Source organism: Streptomyces sp. NPDC006711, from assembly GCF_042869775.1.
Taxonomy (GTDB): domain Bacteria; phylum Actinomycetota; class Actinomycetes; order Streptomycetales; family Streptomycetaceae; genus Streptomyces.
Window position 1 is genome coordinate 73218 of the sequence record NZ_JBIAGO010000021.1, and the last position, 16626, is coordinate 89843.

The window sequence follows — 16626 nt, forward strand, 5'->3', positions numbered from 1 at the left end:
CCGCCCGCGCTGCCCGGTCGGCCGTGGACCCGCCCGCGCTGCCCGGGCGGACGCGGACCCGCCCGGGCCGCCCGGTGGTTCGCGGACCCACTCGCGCCGCCCGGTCGGACGCGGACCCGGACGCCTGAGCGGGTGCGCCGGAGCGGGGCGCCCCCCACTAGCCCGGTCGCACCACCCCCAGGATCGGCATCGAACCCGCTCCCGTGATCGTCACCGTCCGGCCGGGACGCGGGGCGTGCACGATCGCGCCGTTTCCGATGTACATGCCCACGTGGGTGGCGTCGGCGAAGTAGATGACCAGGTCGCCGGGGCGCATGTCCTTGATGGCCACGTGGGGCAGCTGAGCCCACTGCTCCTGCGAGGTGCGCGGAATGGGGTGGCCGGCGGCGAGCCAGGCCTGGGAGGTCAGCCCCGAGCAGTCGAAGGTGTCGGGTCCGGCCGCGCCCCACACGTACCGCTTGCCGATCTGGTCGGTGGCGAACTTCACCGCCTTCGTGCCCTGCTCGCTCGCCCCCGTGCCGCCGACGTCCTTCAGGACGCCCGTGCTCAGCCAGGCCGTCTGCGCGTCCGACGCCTTCTTCGCCTCAAGGTCGGCCAGGCGCTGGCGCTCCTGCTCCTGCATGTCGGCCTGGATCTTCTCGGCCGCCGCGATCTTCTCGGTTATGTCTTTCTTCGCGGCTTCCTTCTTGACCCGGTTGGCCTCCAGGTCCTTCCACTGGGCCGTGGCGTCCTTGCTGTACGCCGCCAAGTCGTCCTGCGTCCTGGTCAGTTCGGACATCAGGCCCTGGGCGGCCTGCTCGCCCTGGCGCAGGGAACCGGCGGCGTCGAGGAAGGTGTCGGGGTTGCCGCTGAGCATCAGCTGCGCGCCCGGCGGCAGGCCGCCGTTGCGGTACTGCATCCGCGCGGTGGCGCCGGCCTGGTCCTTGAGGGCCTTGATCTTCTCCTGGCCCTTCACGATCTCCTGGGCCAGCTTGACGATCCGCGCGGACTGCTGCGCGGTCTGCTCCACGGCCAGGTTGTACGCGTCGGTGGCCGCGGCCGCCTGCCGGTACAGGTCGTCTATCTGCCGGCTGACCTCCTCCAGCGCCCCGGGCGCCGACGCCGCGCCGGACGCGGTGGCCGACGGCGTCGGCTTCGGGTCGGCGAACGCCGTCCCCGGTGCGGCCCACGCGGTCATGGCGCACACCAAGGCGATCGCGGCTGCCAAACGGCGCTGCTTCGGCACTGAGAACTCCCCCTTGAGACCACCCGGTTCCCCCACCGGACCCCTGAACCTGATTAACCGTCAGTAACATATCGCCGACGTGCGCGATGCTGCCACGCCCCGTCGCAAAACGACAGAGGCGCAAGGGCAGGGAAGGGACCCACTCGCTGCCCGCACCCCGCGCCCTCACCCGTCCTACGAACACCGCGCGCCACGCGTTCCGCCGGCCACGGGAGTTCACCCGTACGACGTCATCGACAGGCAGGCAGGCGACAGACCGGCCCCGGCGGACGGACGGATAGGCAGGCAGGCCGGCCCCGGCCGACAGTCAGACCGGCAGACAGCCGCACCCCGGCGGGCAACCCCGCGCGGCCTCAACGGGGCGCGAGCGCCGCCCAGTCCACGGTCACCTCGCCCTGCCGCCAGCGCCGTACGCCGTCCACGACCGGCCAGTCGGCCGACAGATCCCGTACGGACGTGATCCACCGCTGGCGCGCGCCCAGCGCGGCGTACGGCGCGGCCGCCGCCCACGCCCGGTCGAAGTCGCGCAGGAACGCGTGCACCGGCTCGCCCGGCACATTGCGGTGGATCAGCGCCTTCGGCAGGCGTTCGGCCAGGTCGGAGGGGCGCACCAGGGAGCCGAGCCGGGTCGCGAAGGTCACCGTGCGCGGGCCGGAGCGGTCGAGCGCGACCCAGACGTGACGGCGTCCGATCTCGTCGCACGTGCCCTCCACGAGCAGCCCGCCGGGCGCGAGCCGCGCGCACAGCCGGGCCCACACGGCCGCCACCTCGCCCTCGTCGTACTGACGCAGCACGTTCGCCGCGCGGATCAACGCCGGCGGTTCGGCCAGCGGCACCTCGAAGCCGCCGTGGCGGAAGGTGAGGCCTTCGCGCTCGTACGGCTGGGCGGCGGCGACCCGCGCGGGCTCGATCTCGATGCCGACCACCGACACGGCGGGCGCGGCCACGCGCAGCCGCTGGAGCAGTTCCAGCGCGGTCCAGGGGGCGGCCCCGTACCCGAGGTCGACCGCGACGGGAGCGTCCGCGCGGCGCAGCGCCGCCCCGTGCGCGTCGGCGATCCAGCGGTCCATGCGGCGCAGCCGGTTCGGGTTGGTGGTGCCACGGGTGACGGTGCCGACGGGGCGCTTGGCGGGTGGGGCGGGTGGAGCCATAGGACGAGAGTAGGCGGCCCTCGGACCCCGGCGTTCCGCCCCGCACGCGGGGCCTCGCCCGGACGTCGCCGGTAGGGGCGCCCCACCTCGCGCGGCGTGTCCGGCAACTTTTTGGCAAAGTGGAAATGAAAGAGCCGACGCCGATGTTCGGGGCTTTGGAGGGGCGTGTCCGCTGCCCGCTCCGCGACCGAAGGCAGTGCCCCGAGCCGAGGAGGGCCCCGACGTGAGCCAGTACGTGTCCCGGTTCGCCGGCACCCTGGCGGGGCAGCCACGGCTCCGGCTGCCCGGCGGCCACCGCAAGCCGCGCCGCGTCGCCATGCTCAGCGTGCACACCTCCCCGCTGCACCAGCCGGGCACGGGGGACGCGGGCGGCATGAACGTGTACATCGTCGAGCTCGCCAAGCGCCTCGCCGCGATCAACATCGAGGTCGAGATCTTCACCCGGGCCACCGCGGGCGGCCTCGCGCCCACCGTGGAGATGGCGCCCGGTGTGCTGGTCCGGCACGTCGACGCGGGCCCCTACGAAGGCCTGGCCAAGGAGGAGCTGCCCGCCCAGCTCTGTGCCTTCACGCACGGCGTGATGCAGGCCTGGGCGCGCCACAGACCCGGCTACTACGACCTGGTCCACTCCCACTACTGGCTCTCCGGGCACGTCGGCTGGCTGGCCGCGCAGCGCTGGGGCGTGCCCCTGGTGCACGCCATGCACACCATGGCCAAGGTCAAGAACGCGGCGCTCGCCGAGGGCGACACCCCCGAGCCGGCCGCGCGGGTCATCGGTGAGACGCAGATCGTCGACGCGGCGGACCGGCTGATCGCCAACACCGCCGAGGAGGCCGACGAACTCGTCCGCTTCTACGACGCCGACCCCGGCAAGGTCGCCGTCGTCCACCCCGGCGTGAACCTCGACCGCTTCCGTCCGGCCGACGGCAGGAGCGCGGCGCGCGACCGGCTCGGGCTGCCCCAGGACGCCTTCATTCCGCTCTTCGCGGGCCGCATACAGCCGCTCAAGGCGCCCGACATCCTGCTGCGGGCGGCGGCCGAACTCCTCGACCTCGACCCCTCGCTGCGCTCCCGCATGATCGTGCCGATCGTCGGTGGACCGTCCGGCAGTGGCCTCGCGAAGCCGGAGGGGTTGCAGAAACTGGCGGCCAAGCTCGGCATCTGCGACGTCGTACGGTTCAAACCGCCCGTCGGCCAGGACCGGCTCGCGGACTGGTTCCGAGCGGCGTCCGTCCTGGTCATGCCGTCCTACAGCGAATCGTTCGGCCTGGTCGCCATCGAGGCGCAGGCGGCGGGCACGCCGGTGGTGGCGGCCTCGGTCGGTGGCCTGCCCGTGGCGGTGCGGGACGGCTCGACGGGGTTCTTGGTGCGGGGCCACGACCCCAAGGACTACGCGGCCGCGCTGCACCGGTTCGCGGCCGACCCCGCGCTGGTGGGGCGCATGGGCGACGCGGCCGCCCGGCACGCGCGGTCCTTCGGGTGGGACACGGCCGCGTCGGCCACGGCGGACGTGTACGCGGCGGCGACGCAGGAGCACCGGCGGCGGGTGCGGTCGCACCACGGGTGAGACCGGCGCACGCGTGCGCCCTGCCCGGCTCGGGCACGCGGGGTTCGCGTAGGCTCGCGGCATGGCTGACGTGCGGCAGGTCATCGAAGCGGCTCTCAAGGACGCGGAGCTCTCGTGGGAGTCCCCCGGGCCCGGCGCGTACGTGGTGACGCTGCCCGGCACGCGCAAGCTCTCCACGACCTGCTCGCTGCGGGTCGGACGGCACTCCCTCTCCGTCAACGCCTTCGTGGTGCGCCACCCCGACGAGAACGAACCGGCCGTCCACCGCTGGCTGCTTGAGCGCAACCTCCGTCTGTACGGGGTGAGTTACGCGATCGACCAGCTCGGGGACGTGTACCTGGCGGGCAAGCTTCCGCTGTCCTCGGTCACCCCGGACGAGCTCGACCGGCTGCTCGGGGTGGTCCTTGAGGAGGCGGACGGGTCCTTCAACACGCTGCTCGAACTGGGCTTCGCGTCCGCCATCCGGCGGGAGTACGCCTGGCGGGTGTCGCGGGGCGAATCGACGCGGAACCTCGAGGCGTTCGGGCGGCTCACGGGGGAGACGGGCTGAGGGGGTTCGCCCTCGCCCGTCCTCGAACGGCCCGGGAGGCCCGGCCCCTCGTGGGTCCGCCCCAGGTCCCCTCGGCCCTCAGGCCACCGACCCCGCGCACCCCTCCACCGGCGCGCCCGCCGGAGCGGCCGCCGGTTTACTCGCGACCGGCGCCGCAGCCGCCGCAGCCGCCGGGGCCGCCGGAGCCTGCGGAGGCAGCCCCCGCATCAGGGCCCAGTAGCCCCCCGCCGCCACCGTGCCCAGCACCGCGCACGCGCCCCACAGCCACTGCGCCCCGAAGTGGTCGATGACGTAACCCGACATGAGCGGGGCGACCAGGGCCGCCACCGACCAGGACATCGTGTAGACGCCCTGGTAGCGGCCCCGGCCGTGGAGGGGGGAGAGGCGGACGATCAGGCCGGTCTGGGTCGGGGCGTTGACGATCTCGGCCACGGTCCAGACGCAGATCGTCAGGGCGTACACCGCGACCGAGCCCGCGAACGCCGTCAGGCCGAAGCCGTACCCCGCGAGCAGCGACGAGAGGATCAGCAGACGGCGCGGGTCGCGGTGCTGGAGGTAGCGGGTGAGGGGGATCTGCACCGCGACGATGAGGACGCCGTTGACGGCGATGGCCAGGCCGAAGTCGGAGCTGGAGAAGCCGTCCGTGCCCATCGCGACCGGCAGACCCACGTAACCCTGCTGGAAAATAAGGGAGATGAGGAAGGACAGGCCGACCACACCCATGAAGCGGCCGTCCCGCAGCACCGTACCCATGCCGATCTCCGGCTCCGCCGCCCGCTCCACGGCGCTGCGCTGCGGACGCGACTCCGGCAGCTTGAGGAACACCACGACCGCGCAGACCAGGGTCAGCGTCGCCTCGCCGAGGAAGCCGGCCAGGTAGCTGTACTGCGCGATGAAGCCGGCGGTCATGGAGGAGACCGCGAAACCCATGTTGATCGCCCAGTAGTTGAGGGAGAACGCGCGGACGCGGTCCTCGGGCTTGACGATGTCCGCCATCATCGCCTGCACGGCCGGACGGGAGGCGTTGCTCGCCATGCCGACGAGGAAGGCGACCCCCGCGATCGCGACCGGGTCGGTCATGAAGCCGAGCAGCGCGACCGCGAAGGCCGTCGAGGTCTGGGCGATGACGAGGGTGGGGCGGCGGCCGACGCGGTCGGTCATGATGCCCGCGCCGATGGACGACACGACCCCGCCGAGCCCGTGCAGGGAGGCGACGAGACCCGCGTAGGAGGCCGAGTAGCCGCGGTCGAGGGTGAGGTAGAGCGCCATGAAGGTGGCGACGAACGCCCCGAGGCGGTTGATCAGGGTGCTGGTCCACAGCCACCAGAACGCCGGGGGCAGCCCGGAGACGGATTCTCGTGCGGCGCGTCTCAGACTGGCTACGGACATGCGGCTTCCCCCGGAACTGTGCGTGCGACCTGTGCTGTGCAAGCGCTGCCGCGTGAACGGTGCTGTGCAAGCGGTGCTGTGTAAGCGGTGCGCTGGACGATCGCAAGTTACAAGGGAGCCGCTTGGAGGGGCCACTGAATTGACGGCGTCCGTCAATCGAGACGCCTCCCCGGCCTCGGTCCCGCGCGCGCGACGGCCCCGGGGCGTCGATTAGGCTCGGACGCATGGCCGACGCACCGTACAAGCTGATCCTGCTCCGCCACGGCGAGAGCGAGTGGAACGAGAAGAACCTGTTCACCGGGTGGGTGGACGTCAACCTCACGCCGAAGGGCGAGAAGGAGGCGGCGCGCGGCGGTGAGCTGCTCAAGGACGCCGGCCTGCTCCCCGACGTGCTGCACACCTCCCTCCAGAAGCGCGCCATCCGCACCGCCCAGCTCGCGCTGGAGTCCGCGGACCGCCACTGGATCCCGGTGCACCGCAGCTGGCGCCTGAACGAGCGGCACTACGGCGCGCTCCAGGGCAAGGACAAGGCGCAGACGCTCGCCGAGTTCGGCGAGGAGCAGTTCATGCTGTGGCGCCGCTCCTACGACACCCCGCCGCCGCCGCTCGAGGACGGCACGGAGTTCTCGCAGAGCGACGACGCCCGCTACGCGACGATCCCGCCGGAGCTGCGCCCGCAGACCGAGTGCCTGAAGGACGTCGTCACGCGCATGCTGCCGTACTGGTACGACGGCATCGTCCCGGACCTGCTGGCGGGCCGCACGGTCCTGGTCGCCGCCCACGGCAACTCGCTGCGCGCCCTGGTCAAGCACCTCGACGGCATCTCCGACGCCGACATCGCGGGCCTGAACATCCCGACCGGCATCCCGCTGGTGTACGAACTGGACGCCGACTTCAAGCCGGTCAAGCCGGGCGGCACCTACCTGGACCCGGACGCGGCGGCGGCCGCGATCGAGGCCGTGAAGAACCAGGGCAAGAAGAAGTAGCCCTCCCGCCTTTCCGGCCACGCCTCCCGTCCGCGTGAACAGCGCGGGCGGGAGGCGTTTTTGTGCGCGGGGCCGCTGGCCGGCCGGGGTTGGTCAGCCGGGGCGGTGTCTGGTGAGGCGGCGTATGAGGGTGGGGGTGGCGGCTCCTGCCAGCAGGGCGGCCAGGGGGACGGCGATGTCCAGCCAGGAAGGCCGTAGGGGTGTGTACGTGACGGTGCCGTTCTTGATCTGGAGGTAGCCGCGCAGGCGGGCGCCGCCTCCGGCCGTTCCTTCGCTCCGGGCCGCCGCGGAACCCACGCCCCCGGTGAACGCGAAACCGATGTCCGCGACCGGGATGACGGTCGTGCCGTCCACGGTGACCGGTTCGCCGCAGACGGCCGACGCCGAGGCCCGGCTGCCGAGGTGATCGGCCAGGCGTACCGGAGGGGCCGGGGCCGCTTCGTCCCCCAGGACGGGCTCGACGGTGCGGGCGGGCCGGCTCGGTGTGGCGGGGCTGGACATCGGGAACCTCCGGTGCGGCGGGGACGGGGGGTATGGCAGGTACGGCGGCGGGCTCGGCGGTAACGCCGGCGGGTGCGGCCGGGACGGCGATGGCGTGCGCATGGTGGTGGGCGGGCGGTGGCGCTTGCGCGTTCCATGGTCGCCCGGGCCGCGCGGTCACGGGGCGGGGCGGGAGAAGTCGTAGAGCGGGTTCCGTTCCTGCCGGCGTACTGGTGCCGCTTACTCGCCGTAGCCGTGCGCATCCGCTCCGGTCGCGGACCAGGCGGGACCTGGATAGCCTCGTAGGCGCGTGTCGTCGGTGGCGGGCATCCCCTTCCGTCTCGTCCCGGCGCATCGCACCTCGGTCCGGGGGGTTCGCCACGACAGGAGTTCGACGTGAAAACCACCCTGCTCAGCCGCTGCGCCCGGGTGTCCGCCGCCGGTGCGCTGTCCGCCGTCCTGCTGGTCGCCGGTGGCACCGACGCCGTCGCCTCGGCCGGTACCAGCGCCAAGCCCAGCCCGTCCGTGTCCGCCACCAAGGCGACCGGATCCATCACCGTGAAGGCCACGCCCGGCTCGGTGAAGGCCGGTGGCAAGGTGACGTTCACGGGACGCACCAAGGGCATGCCCATAGGCAGCAAGCTGGTGCTCCAGCACAAGAAGGGCAGCAAGTGGACGACCCTTCAGGCCGGCACCACCGTCAAGAAGGGCAGCAGCTACTCCTTCGACGCCAAGCTCAACGACAAGGGCAAGCAGGAACTGCGCGTCAAGGCCGACAACGGCACCTCGCCGACGGTCACCGTGACCGTCAAGTGACCGGCCCCGAGCGCCCGTCGCGCTGAGCGCGGCACACCGAAGGGGCCCCGCCGGCATCGACGGGGCCCCCTCGCGCGCCAGGATCAGCCGGAGCAGCCGCCGCACTGGCAGGGCGCCCCCGACTGGCAGCCGCAGCCGCAGCTCGAACCGCAGCCGCAGGCGCCGGCCAGGGGCAGCCGGGCCACTTCGACGGGTGTGACGGGTGCGTCCTGCCGTGGTTCGCTCGCGGGTGATGCGGTCATGGGTCCCTCCCGGGGTAGGCAGAACAACGGGCCTTCCCCCATTGCATGCCCACGAAGGCGGGCGCATCAACGGCGCATGCGCGCAGCCGAGTTGGGGCGCGGTACCGCGCGCCCCTCACGCCCGCCCCGTGCGCCCGTCCCGTACGTCCGCCCCGCGCGCCCCACCGGCCGGGCGCCGGTCAGGCGCTCTCGCCCTGCGTGGGGGACTGGAGCTCGTCGGCGTGTTCGCCGGTGACCAGGTAGACGACGCGCTTGGCGACCGACACCGCGTGGTCCGCGTACCGCTCGTAGTAGCGGCCCAGCAGCGTCACGTCCACGGCGGTCTCGATGCCGTGCTTCCAACGGTCGTCCATCAGGTGCTGGAAGAGCGTGCGGTGCAGCAGGTCCATCTCGTCGTCGTCCTGCTCCAGTTGGAGGGCCAGGTCGACGTCCTTGGTGATGATGACCTCGGCGGCCTTGGCCATCAGGCGCTGGGCGAGCTGGCCCATCTCCAGGATGGTGGCGTGCAGGTCGTTGGGGACGGCACGCTCGGGGTAGCGCAGCCGGGTCAGCTTGGCCACGTGCTGGGCGAGGTCGCCGGCGCGCTCCAGGTCGGCGCTCATCCGCAGCGAGGTCACGACGATGCGCAGGTCGGTGGCGACCGGCTGCTGGCGCGCGAGCAGGGCTATGGCGCGGGCCTCCAGGTCGTGCTGGAGGTCGTCGACCTTCTGGTCGGCGGCGATCACGTTCTCGGCGAGCTTCAGGTCCGCGTCGAGCATGGCCGTGGTGGCGCGCCCGATCGCCGACCCGACGAGCCGGGCCATCTCGACCAGGCCCTCGCCGATCGAGTCAAGTTCCTCGTGGTACGCGTCACGCATGGGTGTGCCTCTCTCAAGGGTTCTCAGGGGTTCGCAGGGGTGGTCTCGACGGGTCTCAGCGGTTCTCGGCGGGTCTCAGCGGTTCTCGGCGGATCTCGGTGGGTCTCAGCGGGCCTCGACGGTCTCCGGGGCCGGGGGAGGGGAGCCTGTGACCCTCACGTTCCCACGGTCCGTTCCGTACGCGTCCGGTTCGGCCACAAGAAGTGAACCGTCCCCGTCACCTCGGTGAACTCTGGGCGACGAACGTTCGAGCAGGCGCACTTTTGGCTGGGAGAGTGTCAGTGGAGCCGCATAACCTGGACGCATGGACGTGAACGCGGCGGTCGCCGCATTGGCAGCGATCGCCGGGGTGTGCACCGGCGTGATCGCCATGCTGGCGTTCCGCTGGAGCGAGCGGGACCAGGCCCGGCCCACCCGGTCGTCGCTGCACACCGACGCGGTCCTGCCCCCGGGCGTGGACACCGTCCTGTCCGTGCTGCGCTCGTCCGCCGTCGTGCTCGACGAGGGCGATTCGGTGGTCAAGGCCAGCTCGGCGGCGTACGCGCTCGGCCTGGTCAGGGGCGGCAAGCTGGCCGTCGAGCCCATGCTGCACATGGCGCGCGACACCCGGCGCGACGGCGAGATACGGCAGGTCGAGCTCGACCTGCCCCGGCGCGGCACCGGCCGGGGCGAAGCCCTCGCGGTCTCCGCCCGGGTCGCCCCGCTCGGCTCCCGCCTCGTGCTGCTCCTGGTGGAGGACTTGACGGAGGCCCGCCGCATCGAGGCCGTACGGCGTGACTTCGTGGCCAACGTCAGCCATGAGCTCAAGACCCCCACGGGGGCGCTCTCGCTGCTCTCCGAAGCCGTGATGGACGCGTCGGACGACCCCGAGGCGGTCACCCGCTTCGCCGGCCGGATGCAGATCGAGGCGACCCGGCTGACCAACCTCGTCCAGGAGCTCATCGACCTCTCCCGGGTCCAGAACGACGACCCCCTTGAGGACGCCGAGCCGGTCCGCGTGGACGAGCTCGTCGCCGAGGCCATGGACCGCTCGCGCCACCCCGCGTCCACCAAGCAGATCACCATGGCCGCCGGCGGCACCGCCGACCTGCATGTCTGGGGCAACCGGGGCCAGCTCGCGGCCGCGCTCGGCAACCTCGTCGAGAACGCCGTGAACTACTCGCCGGCCAGGACCCGGGTCGGCATCGCCGCCCGGCGCATCGCGGCGCCCGGGGGTGACATGATCGAGATCGCCGTGACCGACCAGGGCATAGGGATCTCCGAGAAGGACCGCGAGCGCGTCTTCGAGCGCTTCTACCGGGTCGACCCGGCCCGCTCCCGCGCCACCGGCGGCACGGGCCTCGGGCTCGCCATCGTCAAACACGTGGCCGCCTCGCACGGCGGGGAGGTCACGGTGTGGAGCTCCGAGGGACAGGGCTCCACCTTCACCCTGCGGCTGCCGGAAGCCGGCGCCGTTCGGGACCGCGCCTCCCGGCGCGACCCGGTCACGGTCGACGAGGACGACGACGTTCCGTACGAGACCTTCAGTTCCGCTGTGCCTGTTTCCCAAGCCATAGTTCCTGCCCCGGAGGTCCTTCCGTGACCCGAGTGCTCGTCGTCGAGGATGAGGAATCCTTCAGCGACGCCCTGTCCTACATGCTCCGCAAGGAGGGCTTCGAGGTCGCGGTGGCGGCCACCGGGCCCGACGGCCTTGACGAGTTCGAGCGCAACGGCGCCGACCTCGTGCTGCTCGACCTGATGCTGCCGGGGCTGCCCGGCACCGAGGTCTGCCGCCAGCTGCGCGGCCGCTCCAACGTGCCGGTCATCATGGTGACGGCCAAGGACAGCGAGATCGACAAGGTCGTGGGCCTTGAGATAGGCGCGGACGACTACGTCACCAAGCCGTTCTCCTCGCGCGAGCTGGTGGCCCGCATCCGCGCCGTCCTGCGCCGCCGCGGCGAACCGGAGGAGGTCACCCCGGCGGCCCTTGAGGCGGGCCTGGTCCGGATGGACGTCGACCGGCACGTGGTCACCGTCTCCGGCGCCAAGGTCGACCTGCCGCTGAAGGAGTTCGACCTCCTGGAGATGCTGCTGCGCAACGCGGGCCGCGTGCTGACGCGCATGCAGCTCATCGACCGGGTGTGGGGCGCGGACTACGTGGGCGACACCAAGACCCTCGACGTCCACGTCAAGCGCCTGCGCGCCAAGATCGAGCCGGACCCGGGCGCGCCGCGCTATCTGGTCACGGTCCGCGGCCTCGGGTACAAGTTCGAGCCGTAGGCCGCGTGGCCTCGTGTCAGGGGCCGCCCACGCCGCTCGCAGATGCGTGAAGGGCGCCTCACCGCGGTCGGTGGGGCGCCCTTCACGCGTTGTCCCGGGGGTACTGCCCGGCCCCTCGCGCGTCCGGGGCCGTCCGGGGCCGGCCGGTGTCCGGACAGATCCGGTCAGATCCGGATGGTGTCCGGCCGGTGTCCGGTCGGGTCCGGTCAGTGCCCGGTGGTGGTGGCGCTGTGCGTCGCCGCGCCGGAGCCCGCGGGCTTGCCGCTGCTGCCGCCGACGCCCGGCGTGTTCGGCGTGGCCGCGCCGGACGGGGTGCCCGAGGGGGCGCCCGACGGCGTGCCCGAGGCGGAGGTCTTGGGCTTCGGGAGCTCGCTGGGGCCGACACCCTCGAAGTAGCTGGTGGCCGGGACCACGTAGGCGGCCAGGCTCACGGCGCCGGTCTGGCTGAACTGGAAGGTGACCTTCTGCGCGTCGCCGTTCTTGGCGGCCTCGCGGCCGTTGTCGATGACCGCGGAGGCGTTGCCCTTGCCGCCGAGCACGACCGAGCCGTGCGCGGGGACGGTGATGGGACCCGTGCCCTTGCCGGGGGAGAGCTTGACGGTGGCGCTGCCGACCTGGACGGAGTCCAGGGTCTGCGGGTCCTTGCCGTTGTTGAACAGCGTCGCGGCGACGACGGCCGGGCCCTCGGCGTCGGGCTTCGGCTGGGTGACGACCGTCGCGTTCTGGACCTTGATGTCGCCGACGGTGACGTAGGCGTTGTCCGCCTTGACTCCGAGCGTCTGCGCCCCGTTGCCCGCCGCGCAGGCGGAGAGGGAAGCGAGCGAGAACGCGATGGCAGAAGCGGCGAGGGCGCCGCGTCGAAGGCTGCGGCTCACGGCGGCGGCAACTCCTTGGACGTACGAGACGGGCTTCGGACGGGGCTACGGGTCAGCCGGCCGCATGCCTGAGGGCCGGCTAAGGGTGTGTCAGCGGGCCTAGATTACCGAGCCGCCCCACCCGCCCCGCACCCGACCCGCCCCTACGGACGACGGGCCCGGCCAACTTGAGTGGATCACGCGCGCCGGCCCTCCTTTCGGGCGCCGTTCGCATAGTGGCGCGTGATCAATTCCCGGCGCCGCCACACATTCCTTACGGAAAATCCGCGAGAGGGTCCGGCCGGACCGTTCGTTGATCAATTCGGGTAATGAGCAGAATGAATGGCGCTCAGCCGAACGGGTGAACGAGCGCCGAACGGAGTAGATGAAGTTCACCGTCCGGAACCCGACAAAACGGGACGTTCGGCATGTCGGAGGCGTCTTCACGGGCGCCCGGCGCGGGTGTTTCACAGCTCCTTCGCAGCCGCTCCGACCTGCGAATACCGCCCTCCACAAGCCCTGCGCAGCACGTTCCTGGCGCTGTTGTCAAGCCCCGAGATATGCCCTGACCTGCGAAAACGCCATTCAGAAGACGCCGTTTCCGTGTTACCCTGGATAGCCACGGAAGGGGTACCTGTCACATGACGTTCAAGGTTGGCGACACCGTGGTCTATCCCCATCACGGGGCCGCGCTGATCGAGGCTATCGAAACTCGCCAGATCAAAGGCGTGGACAAGACCTACTTGGTGCTCAAGGTCGCCCAGGGCGACTTGACTGTGCGCGTGCCCGCTGACAATGCGGAGTTCGTCGGCGTTCGCGATGTAGTTGGGCAGGACGGGCTGGACCGGGTCTTCGAGGTGCTGCGCGCGCCGTACGCGGAGGAGCCCACGAACTGGTCCCGTCGTTACAAGGCGAACCTGGAGAAGCTCGCCTCCGGCGATGTCATCAAGGTCGCCGAAGTGGTGCGTGACCTGTGGCGTCGTGAGCGCGAGCGCGGACTGTCCGCGGGTGAGAAGCGCATGCTCGCCAAGGCGCGCCAGATCCTGGTGAGCGAGCTGGCCCTCGCGGAGAACACCAACGAAGACAAGGCCGAGGCCCTGCTCGACGAGGTCCTCGCGTCCTGACGCCGCTGGGCCTGTCCGGGACAGGCCCTGATTCCGGGGCGCGCCCCGGATGCCCGGCATTGCCGCGGTGCCCGCTGACCAGCAGAGAGAATCGCTGTGTCGCCGGGCGCTGCGGCATGTTCGTATCCCCGCATGTTCATATCCCCCGGGTGCCCCGCGCCCCGGGTCGTACCCCCCGGTTCGCGAATCCCTGGGCGCCTGCCTGACCAGTCGTCACGGAAGGGCCGGTCAGGGCCTCGCGCACGCACTTCCCCGCTCCGGAAGCAGGGGGTACCCCCAGGCCATACCCACGTCGTTTGAGGACACAAACCTTGTCTGACGAATCGCGCCCCTTCCGCGCGGCCGCGGTGGTTCCAGCGGCCGGACGCGGCGTACGGCTCGGCCCGGGCGCCCCCAAGGCGCTGCGGACGCTGAGCGGGACGCCCATGCTCGTGCACGCCGTCCGGGCGATGGCCGCCTCGCGCGCCGTCTCGCTCGTCGTGGTGGTGGCCCCGCCGGACGGCGCCACCGAGGTGAAGAACCTCCTGGCCGAGCACGCCCTGCCCGACCGGACGGACTTCCTCGTGGTGCCCGGCGGTGCGAGCCGCCAGGAGTCCGTGAAGCTCGGCCTCGACGCGCTGCCGCCCGGCTTCGACGCCGTCCTGGTCCACGACGCGGCCCGCCCGCTGGTCCCCGTCGACACCGTGGACGCGGTGATCGAGGCCGTACGCGACGGCGCGCCCGCCGTGGTGCCCGCGCTGCCGCTCGCCGACACCGTCAAGCAGGTCGAGCCGAGCGAGGACGGCTCGCCCGAGCCGGTCGTGGCGACCCCCGAGCGGGCCAGGCTGCGCGCGGTGCAGACGCCGCAGGGCTTCGACCACGACACGCTCGTACGCGCCCACGAGACGGTCACCGGCCCCGTCACCGACGACGCCGGCATGATCGAGCAGCTGGGTCTTACGGTCGTGGTGGTGCCAGGGCACGAAGAGGCGTTCAAGGTGACCCGGCCGCTGGACCTCGTCCTCGCCGAAGCCGTACTCGCACGACGGAGGGCCAACGATGGCTTCTGAGCACCCCGCGTCCGCGCCCCTGATCCCGCTGGTCGGCATCGGCACCGACGTCCACGCCTTCGAGCGCGGGCGTGAGCTGTGGTGCGCCGGGCTGCTCTGGGACGGCCCCCAGGACACCGCGTACGGCCTGGCCGGCCACTCCGACGGCGACGTCGCCGCCCACGCGGCCTGCGACGCGATCTTCTCGGCGGCCGGCATCGGCGACCTCGGCGCCCACTTCGGCACCGACCGCCCCGAGTGGTCCGGCGCGTCGGGCACCGCCCTGCTCGCGGAGGCCGCGCGGATCGTGCGCGCCGAGGGATTCGAGATCGGCAACATCGCGGTGCAGGTCATCGGCGTACGCCCGAAGATCGGCAAGCGGCGCGAGGAGGCGCAGAAGGCGCTCTCGGCGGCCGCCGGCGCGCCGGTCGCGGTGTCCGGGACCACCACCGACGGCCTCGGCCTGACCGGCCGCGCCGAAGGGCTCGCGGCGGTGGCCACGGCGCTGGTGTACCGGGCGCCGTAGGGGCGGGCGGCGCCCGGCCGATCGGGCCCCGGCGCCCAGGGGTGACCGTCACGGCCGACGACGAAGATCGTCCGGCGGCGCCGACGCCCAACAGTCGTCAAATTGTGTGCCCCGAGCCCCGCAAAGGGTCGCGGGGCACTGCTATCGGGCCACTACCCTGGTGAGGTGACCATTCGCCTGTACGACACCAGCGCCCGGCAGATTCGTGACTTCGTCCCGCTCACGCAGGGTTGTGTCTCGATCTACCTGTGTGGCGCCACCGTCCAGGCGGCCCCGCACATCGGCCACATCCGCTCGGGGCTCAACTTCGACATCATGCGCCGCTGGTTCACCTACCGCGGTTACGACGTCACGTTCATCCGCAACGTCACCGACATCGACGACAAGATCATCAAGAAGGCGGCCGAGCAGGGCCGCCCGTGGTGGTCGATCGGGTACGAGAACGAGCGGGCCTTCAACGACGGCTACACCGCGCTCGGCTGCCTGCCGCCCACCTACGAGCCGCGCGCAACCGGCCACATCACCGAGATGATCGAGATGATGCGCGGCCTCATCGAGCGCGGCCACGCCTACGAGGCGGACGGCAGCGTCTACTTCGACGTGCGCTCCTTCCCCGGCTACCTCCAGCTCTCCAACCAGGACGTCGACGACCTGCGCCAGCCCGACGAGGGCGTCGCGGGCAAGCGCGACCCGCGGGACTTCGCGATGTGGAAGGCGTCCAAGCCGGGCGAGCCCGACTGGGAGACGCCGTGGGGGCGCGGCCGGCCCGGCTGGCACCTGGAGTGCTCGGCGATGGCCCACAAGTACCTGGGCAGCGCCTTCGACATCCACGGCGGCGGCATCGACCTGATCTTCCCGCACCACGAGAACGAGATCGCCCAGGCCCAGGCCTTCGGCGACGCCTTCGCCTCGTACTGGGCGCACAACGCCTGGGTGACGATGTCCGGCGAGAAGATGTCGAAGTCGCTCGGCAACAGCGTGCTCGTCTCCGAGATGGTCAAGCGCTGGCGCCCGATCGTGCTGCGCTACTACCTGGGCACCCCGCACTACCGCTCGATGATCGAGTACAGCGAGGAAGCCCTGCGCGAGGCCGAGTCGGCGTTCGCGCGCATCGAGGGGTTCATCCAGCGCGTGGTGGAGAAGGCGGGGGGCGTCGTCGAGCCCGCCGCCGAGGTGCCGCCGGCCTTCGCGGAGGCGATGGACGACGACCTCGGCGTGCCCGGGGCCCTCGCGATCGTCCACACCACCGTGCGCCAGGGCAACAGCGCGCTGGCCGCCGACGACAAGGAAGCGGCCACCCAGCGCCTGGCCGAGGTGCGGGCCATGCTCGGCGTGCTCGGCCTCGACCCGCTCGACCCGCAGTGGGCCGAGGAGAGCGACCGGGGCGACGACCTGCACGGGGCCGTCGACACGCTCGTACGCCTCGTCCTTGAGCAGCGCGAGGCCGCAAGGACCCGCAAGGACTGGGCGACCGCGGACGCGATCCGCGACCAGCTGACCCAGTCGGGCCTGGTCATCGAGGACAGCCCCAGCGGCCCCCGCTGGACCCTCGGCCCGCGCTGAGCGCTCGCG

The 16626-nt window shown here is 72.0% G+C and carries 17 protein-coding genes; 10 read left to right on the forward strand and 7 right to left on the reverse strand.

Annotated elements, in window-relative coordinates; translation table 11 throughout:
* Positions 1–157: 157 nt before the first annotated feature.
* Both ACFYM2_RS30440 and ACFYM2_RS30445 read right to left on the reverse strand, forming a co-directional pair.
* Positions 158–1177, reverse strand: a complete 1020-nt coding sequence (locus tag ACFYM2_RS30440; RefSeq protein ID WP_359003071.1) for an NlpC/P60 family protein — start codon at positions 1175–1177, stop codon at positions 158–160.
* A gap of 401 nt (positions 1178–1578) precedes the next feature.
* Positions 1579–2376 carry a class I SAM-dependent methyltransferase gene (locus ACFYM2_RS30445; RefSeq protein WP_359003039.1) on the reverse strand — a complete coding sequence of 266 codons (798 nt, stop codon included), beginning with the start codon at positions 2374–2376 and terminating at the stop codon, positions 1579–1581.
* Between the two features lie 223 nt (positions 2377–2599).
* On the opposite strand from ACFYM2_RS30445, the gene mshA reads away from it, so the two are divergent.
* Both mshA and ACFYM2_RS30455 read left to right on the forward strand, forming a co-directional pair.
* The gene (gene mshA / locus ACFYM2_RS30450) at positions 2600–3943 is read left to right on the forward strand and encodes a D-inositol-3-phosphate glycosyltransferase (protein ID WP_388461029.1); all 1344 of its coding nucleotides are present in this window, start codon (positions 2600–2602) and stop codon (positions 3941–3943) included.
* Between the two features lie 61 nt (positions 3944–4004).
* Complete coding sequence (locus ACFYM2_RS30455) at positions 4005–4493, forward strand: YbjN domain-containing protein (protein WP_350231757.1); 489 nt, start codon at positions 4005–4007, stop codon at positions 4491–4493.
* 78 nt (positions 4494–4571) lie between these two features.
* Here the strand turns inward: ACFYM2_RS30455 and ACFYM2_RS30460 are convergent, their stop codons facing one another.
* Positions 4572–5882 (reverse strand): MDR family MFS transporter, encoded by a 1311-nt coding sequence (locus ACFYM2_RS30460; protein ID WP_388840714.1) that lies wholly within the window; start codon positions 5880–5882, stop codon positions 4572–4574.
* A gap of 224 nt (positions 5883–6106) precedes the next feature.
* Here ACFYM2_RS30460 and ACFYM2_RS30465 point away from each other — a divergent pair, with 224 nt between their 5' ends.
* Complete coding sequence (locus ACFYM2_RS30465; protein WP_388461025.1) at positions 6107–6868, forward strand: phosphoglyceromutase; 762 nt, start codon at positions 6107–6109, stop codon at positions 6866–6868.
* Positions 6869–6961: 93 nt separating this feature from the next.
* Here the strand turns inward: ACFYM2_RS30465 and ACFYM2_RS30470 are convergent, their stop codons facing one another.
* The gene (locus ACFYM2_RS30470; protein ID WP_388840717.1) at positions 6962–7369 is read right to left on the reverse strand and encodes a GerW family sporulation protein; all 408 of its coding nucleotides are present in this window, start codon (positions 7367–7369) and stop codon (positions 6962–6964) included.
* Between the two features lie 375 nt (positions 7370–7744).
* On the opposite strand from ACFYM2_RS30470, the gene ACFYM2_RS30475 reads away from it, so the two are divergent.
* On the forward strand, positions 7745–8164 hold the full coding sequence (locus ACFYM2_RS30475; RefSeq protein ID WP_388461021.1) for a hypothetical protein: 420 nt from the start codon (positions 7745–7747) through the stop codon (positions 8162–8164).
* Between the two features lie 83 nt (positions 8165–8247).
* On the opposite strand, the gene ACFYM2_RS30480 is transcribed toward ACFYM2_RS30475, so the two are convergent.
* A complete protein-coding gene (locus ACFYM2_RS30480) occupies positions 8248–8406 on the reverse strand; it encodes a hypothetical protein (protein ID WP_359003051.1) in 159 nt (52 codons plus the stop codon).
* Between the two features lie 179 nt (positions 8407–8585).
* Positions 8586–9263, reverse strand: a complete 678-nt coding sequence (gene phoU, locus ACFYM2_RS30485) for a phosphate signaling complex protein PhoU (RefSeq protein ID WP_359003053.1) — start codon at positions 9261–9263, stop codon at positions 8586–8588.
* A 304-nt stretch (positions 9264–9567) separates the two neighbouring features.
* Here phoU and ACFYM2_RS30490 point away from each other — a divergent pair, with 304 nt between their 5' ends.
* Both ACFYM2_RS30490 and ACFYM2_RS30495 read left to right on the forward strand, forming a co-directional pair.
* Positions 9568–10845: an ATP-binding protein gene (locus ACFYM2_RS30490; RefSeq protein WP_359003055.1), complete on the forward strand. Its 1278-nt coding sequence runs from the start codon at positions 9568–9570 to the stop codon at positions 10843–10845.
* A complete protein-coding gene (locus tag ACFYM2_RS30495) occupies positions 10842–11522 on the forward strand; it encodes a response regulator transcription factor (RefSeq protein ID WP_267058550.1) in 681 nt (226 codons plus the stop codon). The genes ACFYM2_RS30490 and ACFYM2_RS30495 overlap by 4 nt, the downstream gene beginning before the upstream one ends.
* Positions 11523–11728: 206 nt before the next feature.
* On the opposite strand, the gene ACFYM2_RS30500 is transcribed toward ACFYM2_RS30495, so the two are convergent.
* Positions 11729–12397: a DUF461 domain-containing protein gene (locus ACFYM2_RS30500; protein WP_350231764.1), complete on the reverse strand. Its 669-nt coding sequence runs from the start codon at positions 12395–12397 to the stop codon at positions 11729–11731.
* 620 nt (positions 12398–13017) lie between these two features.
* Between ACFYM2_RS30500 and ACFYM2_RS30505 the strand changes: the two genes are divergently transcribed.
* The 4 genes from ACFYM2_RS30505 (at position 13018) to cysS (ending at position 16617) form a co-directional block, all read left to right on the forward strand.
* Positions 13018–13500 carry a CarD family transcriptional regulator gene (locus ACFYM2_RS30505; protein WP_003953493.1) on the forward strand — a complete coding sequence of 161 codons (483 nt, stop codon included), beginning with the start codon at positions 13018–13020 and terminating at the stop codon, positions 13498–13500.
* 311 nt (positions 13501–13811) lie between these two features.
* A complete protein-coding gene (gene ispD / locus ACFYM2_RS30510) occupies positions 13812–14549 on the forward strand; it encodes a 2-C-methyl-D-erythritol 4-phosphate cytidylyltransferase (RefSeq protein WP_388461016.1) in 738 nt (245 codons plus the stop codon).
* Entirely contained in the window at positions 14539–15054 is a 516-nt protein-coding gene (gene ispF, locus ACFYM2_RS30515; protein ID WP_359003060.1) for a 2-C-methyl-D-erythritol 2,4-cyclodiphosphate synthase, read from the forward strand. Before ispD ends, ispF begins: the two co-directional genes overlap by 11 nt.
* A gap of 165 nt (positions 15055–15219) precedes the next feature.
* Positions 15220–16617 carry a cysteine--tRNA ligase gene (gene cysS, locus ACFYM2_RS30520; protein ID WP_388840721.1) on the forward strand — a complete coding sequence of 466 codons (1398 nt, stop codon included), beginning with the start codon at positions 15220–15222 and terminating at the stop codon, positions 16615–16617.
* Positions 16618–16626: the final 9 nt, after the last annotated feature.

Coding starts and splice junctions, on each gene's coding strand:
- ACFYM2_RS30440 (WP_359003071.1), bottom strand. CDS start 1,177: ATGACCGCGTGGGCCGCACCGGGGACGGCGTTCGCCGACCCGAAGCCG.
- ACFYM2_RS30470 (WP_388840717.1), bottom strand. CDS start 7,369: ATGTCCAGCCCCGCCACACCGAGCCGGCCCGCCCGCACCGTCGAGCCC.
- ACFYM2_RS30480 (WP_359003051.1), bottom strand. CDS start 8,406: ATGACCGCATCACCCGCGAGCGAACCACGGCAGGACGCACCCGTCACA.
- ACFYM2_RS30460 (WP_388840714.1), bottom strand. CDS start 5,882: ATGTCCGTAGCCAGTCTGAGACGCGCCGCACGAGAATCCGTCTCCGGG.
- ACFYM2_RS30490 (WP_359003055.1), top strand. CDS start 9,568: ATGGACGTGAACGCGGCGGTCGCCGCATTGGCAGCGATCGCCGGGGTG.
- phoU (WP_359003053.1), bottom strand. CDS start 9,263: ATGCGTGACGCGTACCACGAGGAACTTGACTCGATCGGCGAGGGCCTG.
- ACFYM2_RS30465 (WP_388461025.1), top strand. CDS start 6,107: ATGGCCGACGCACCGTACAAGCTGATCCTGCTCCGCCACGGCGAGAGC.
- ACFYM2_RS30455 (WP_350231757.1), top strand. CDS start 4,005: ATGGCTGACGTGCGGCAGGTCATCGAAGCGGCTCTCAAGGACGCGGAG.
- ACFYM2_RS30505 (WP_003953493.1), top strand. CDS start 13,018: ATGACGTTCAAGGTTGGCGACACCGTGGTCTATCCCCATCACGGGGCC.
- ispF (WP_359003060.1), top strand. CDS start 14,539: ATGGCTTCTGAGCACCCCGCGTCCGCGCCCCTGATCCCGCTGGTCGGC.
- ACFYM2_RS30445 (WP_359003039.1), bottom strand. CDS start 2,376: ATGGCTCCACCCGCCCCACCCGCCAAGCGCCCCGTCGGCACCGTCACC.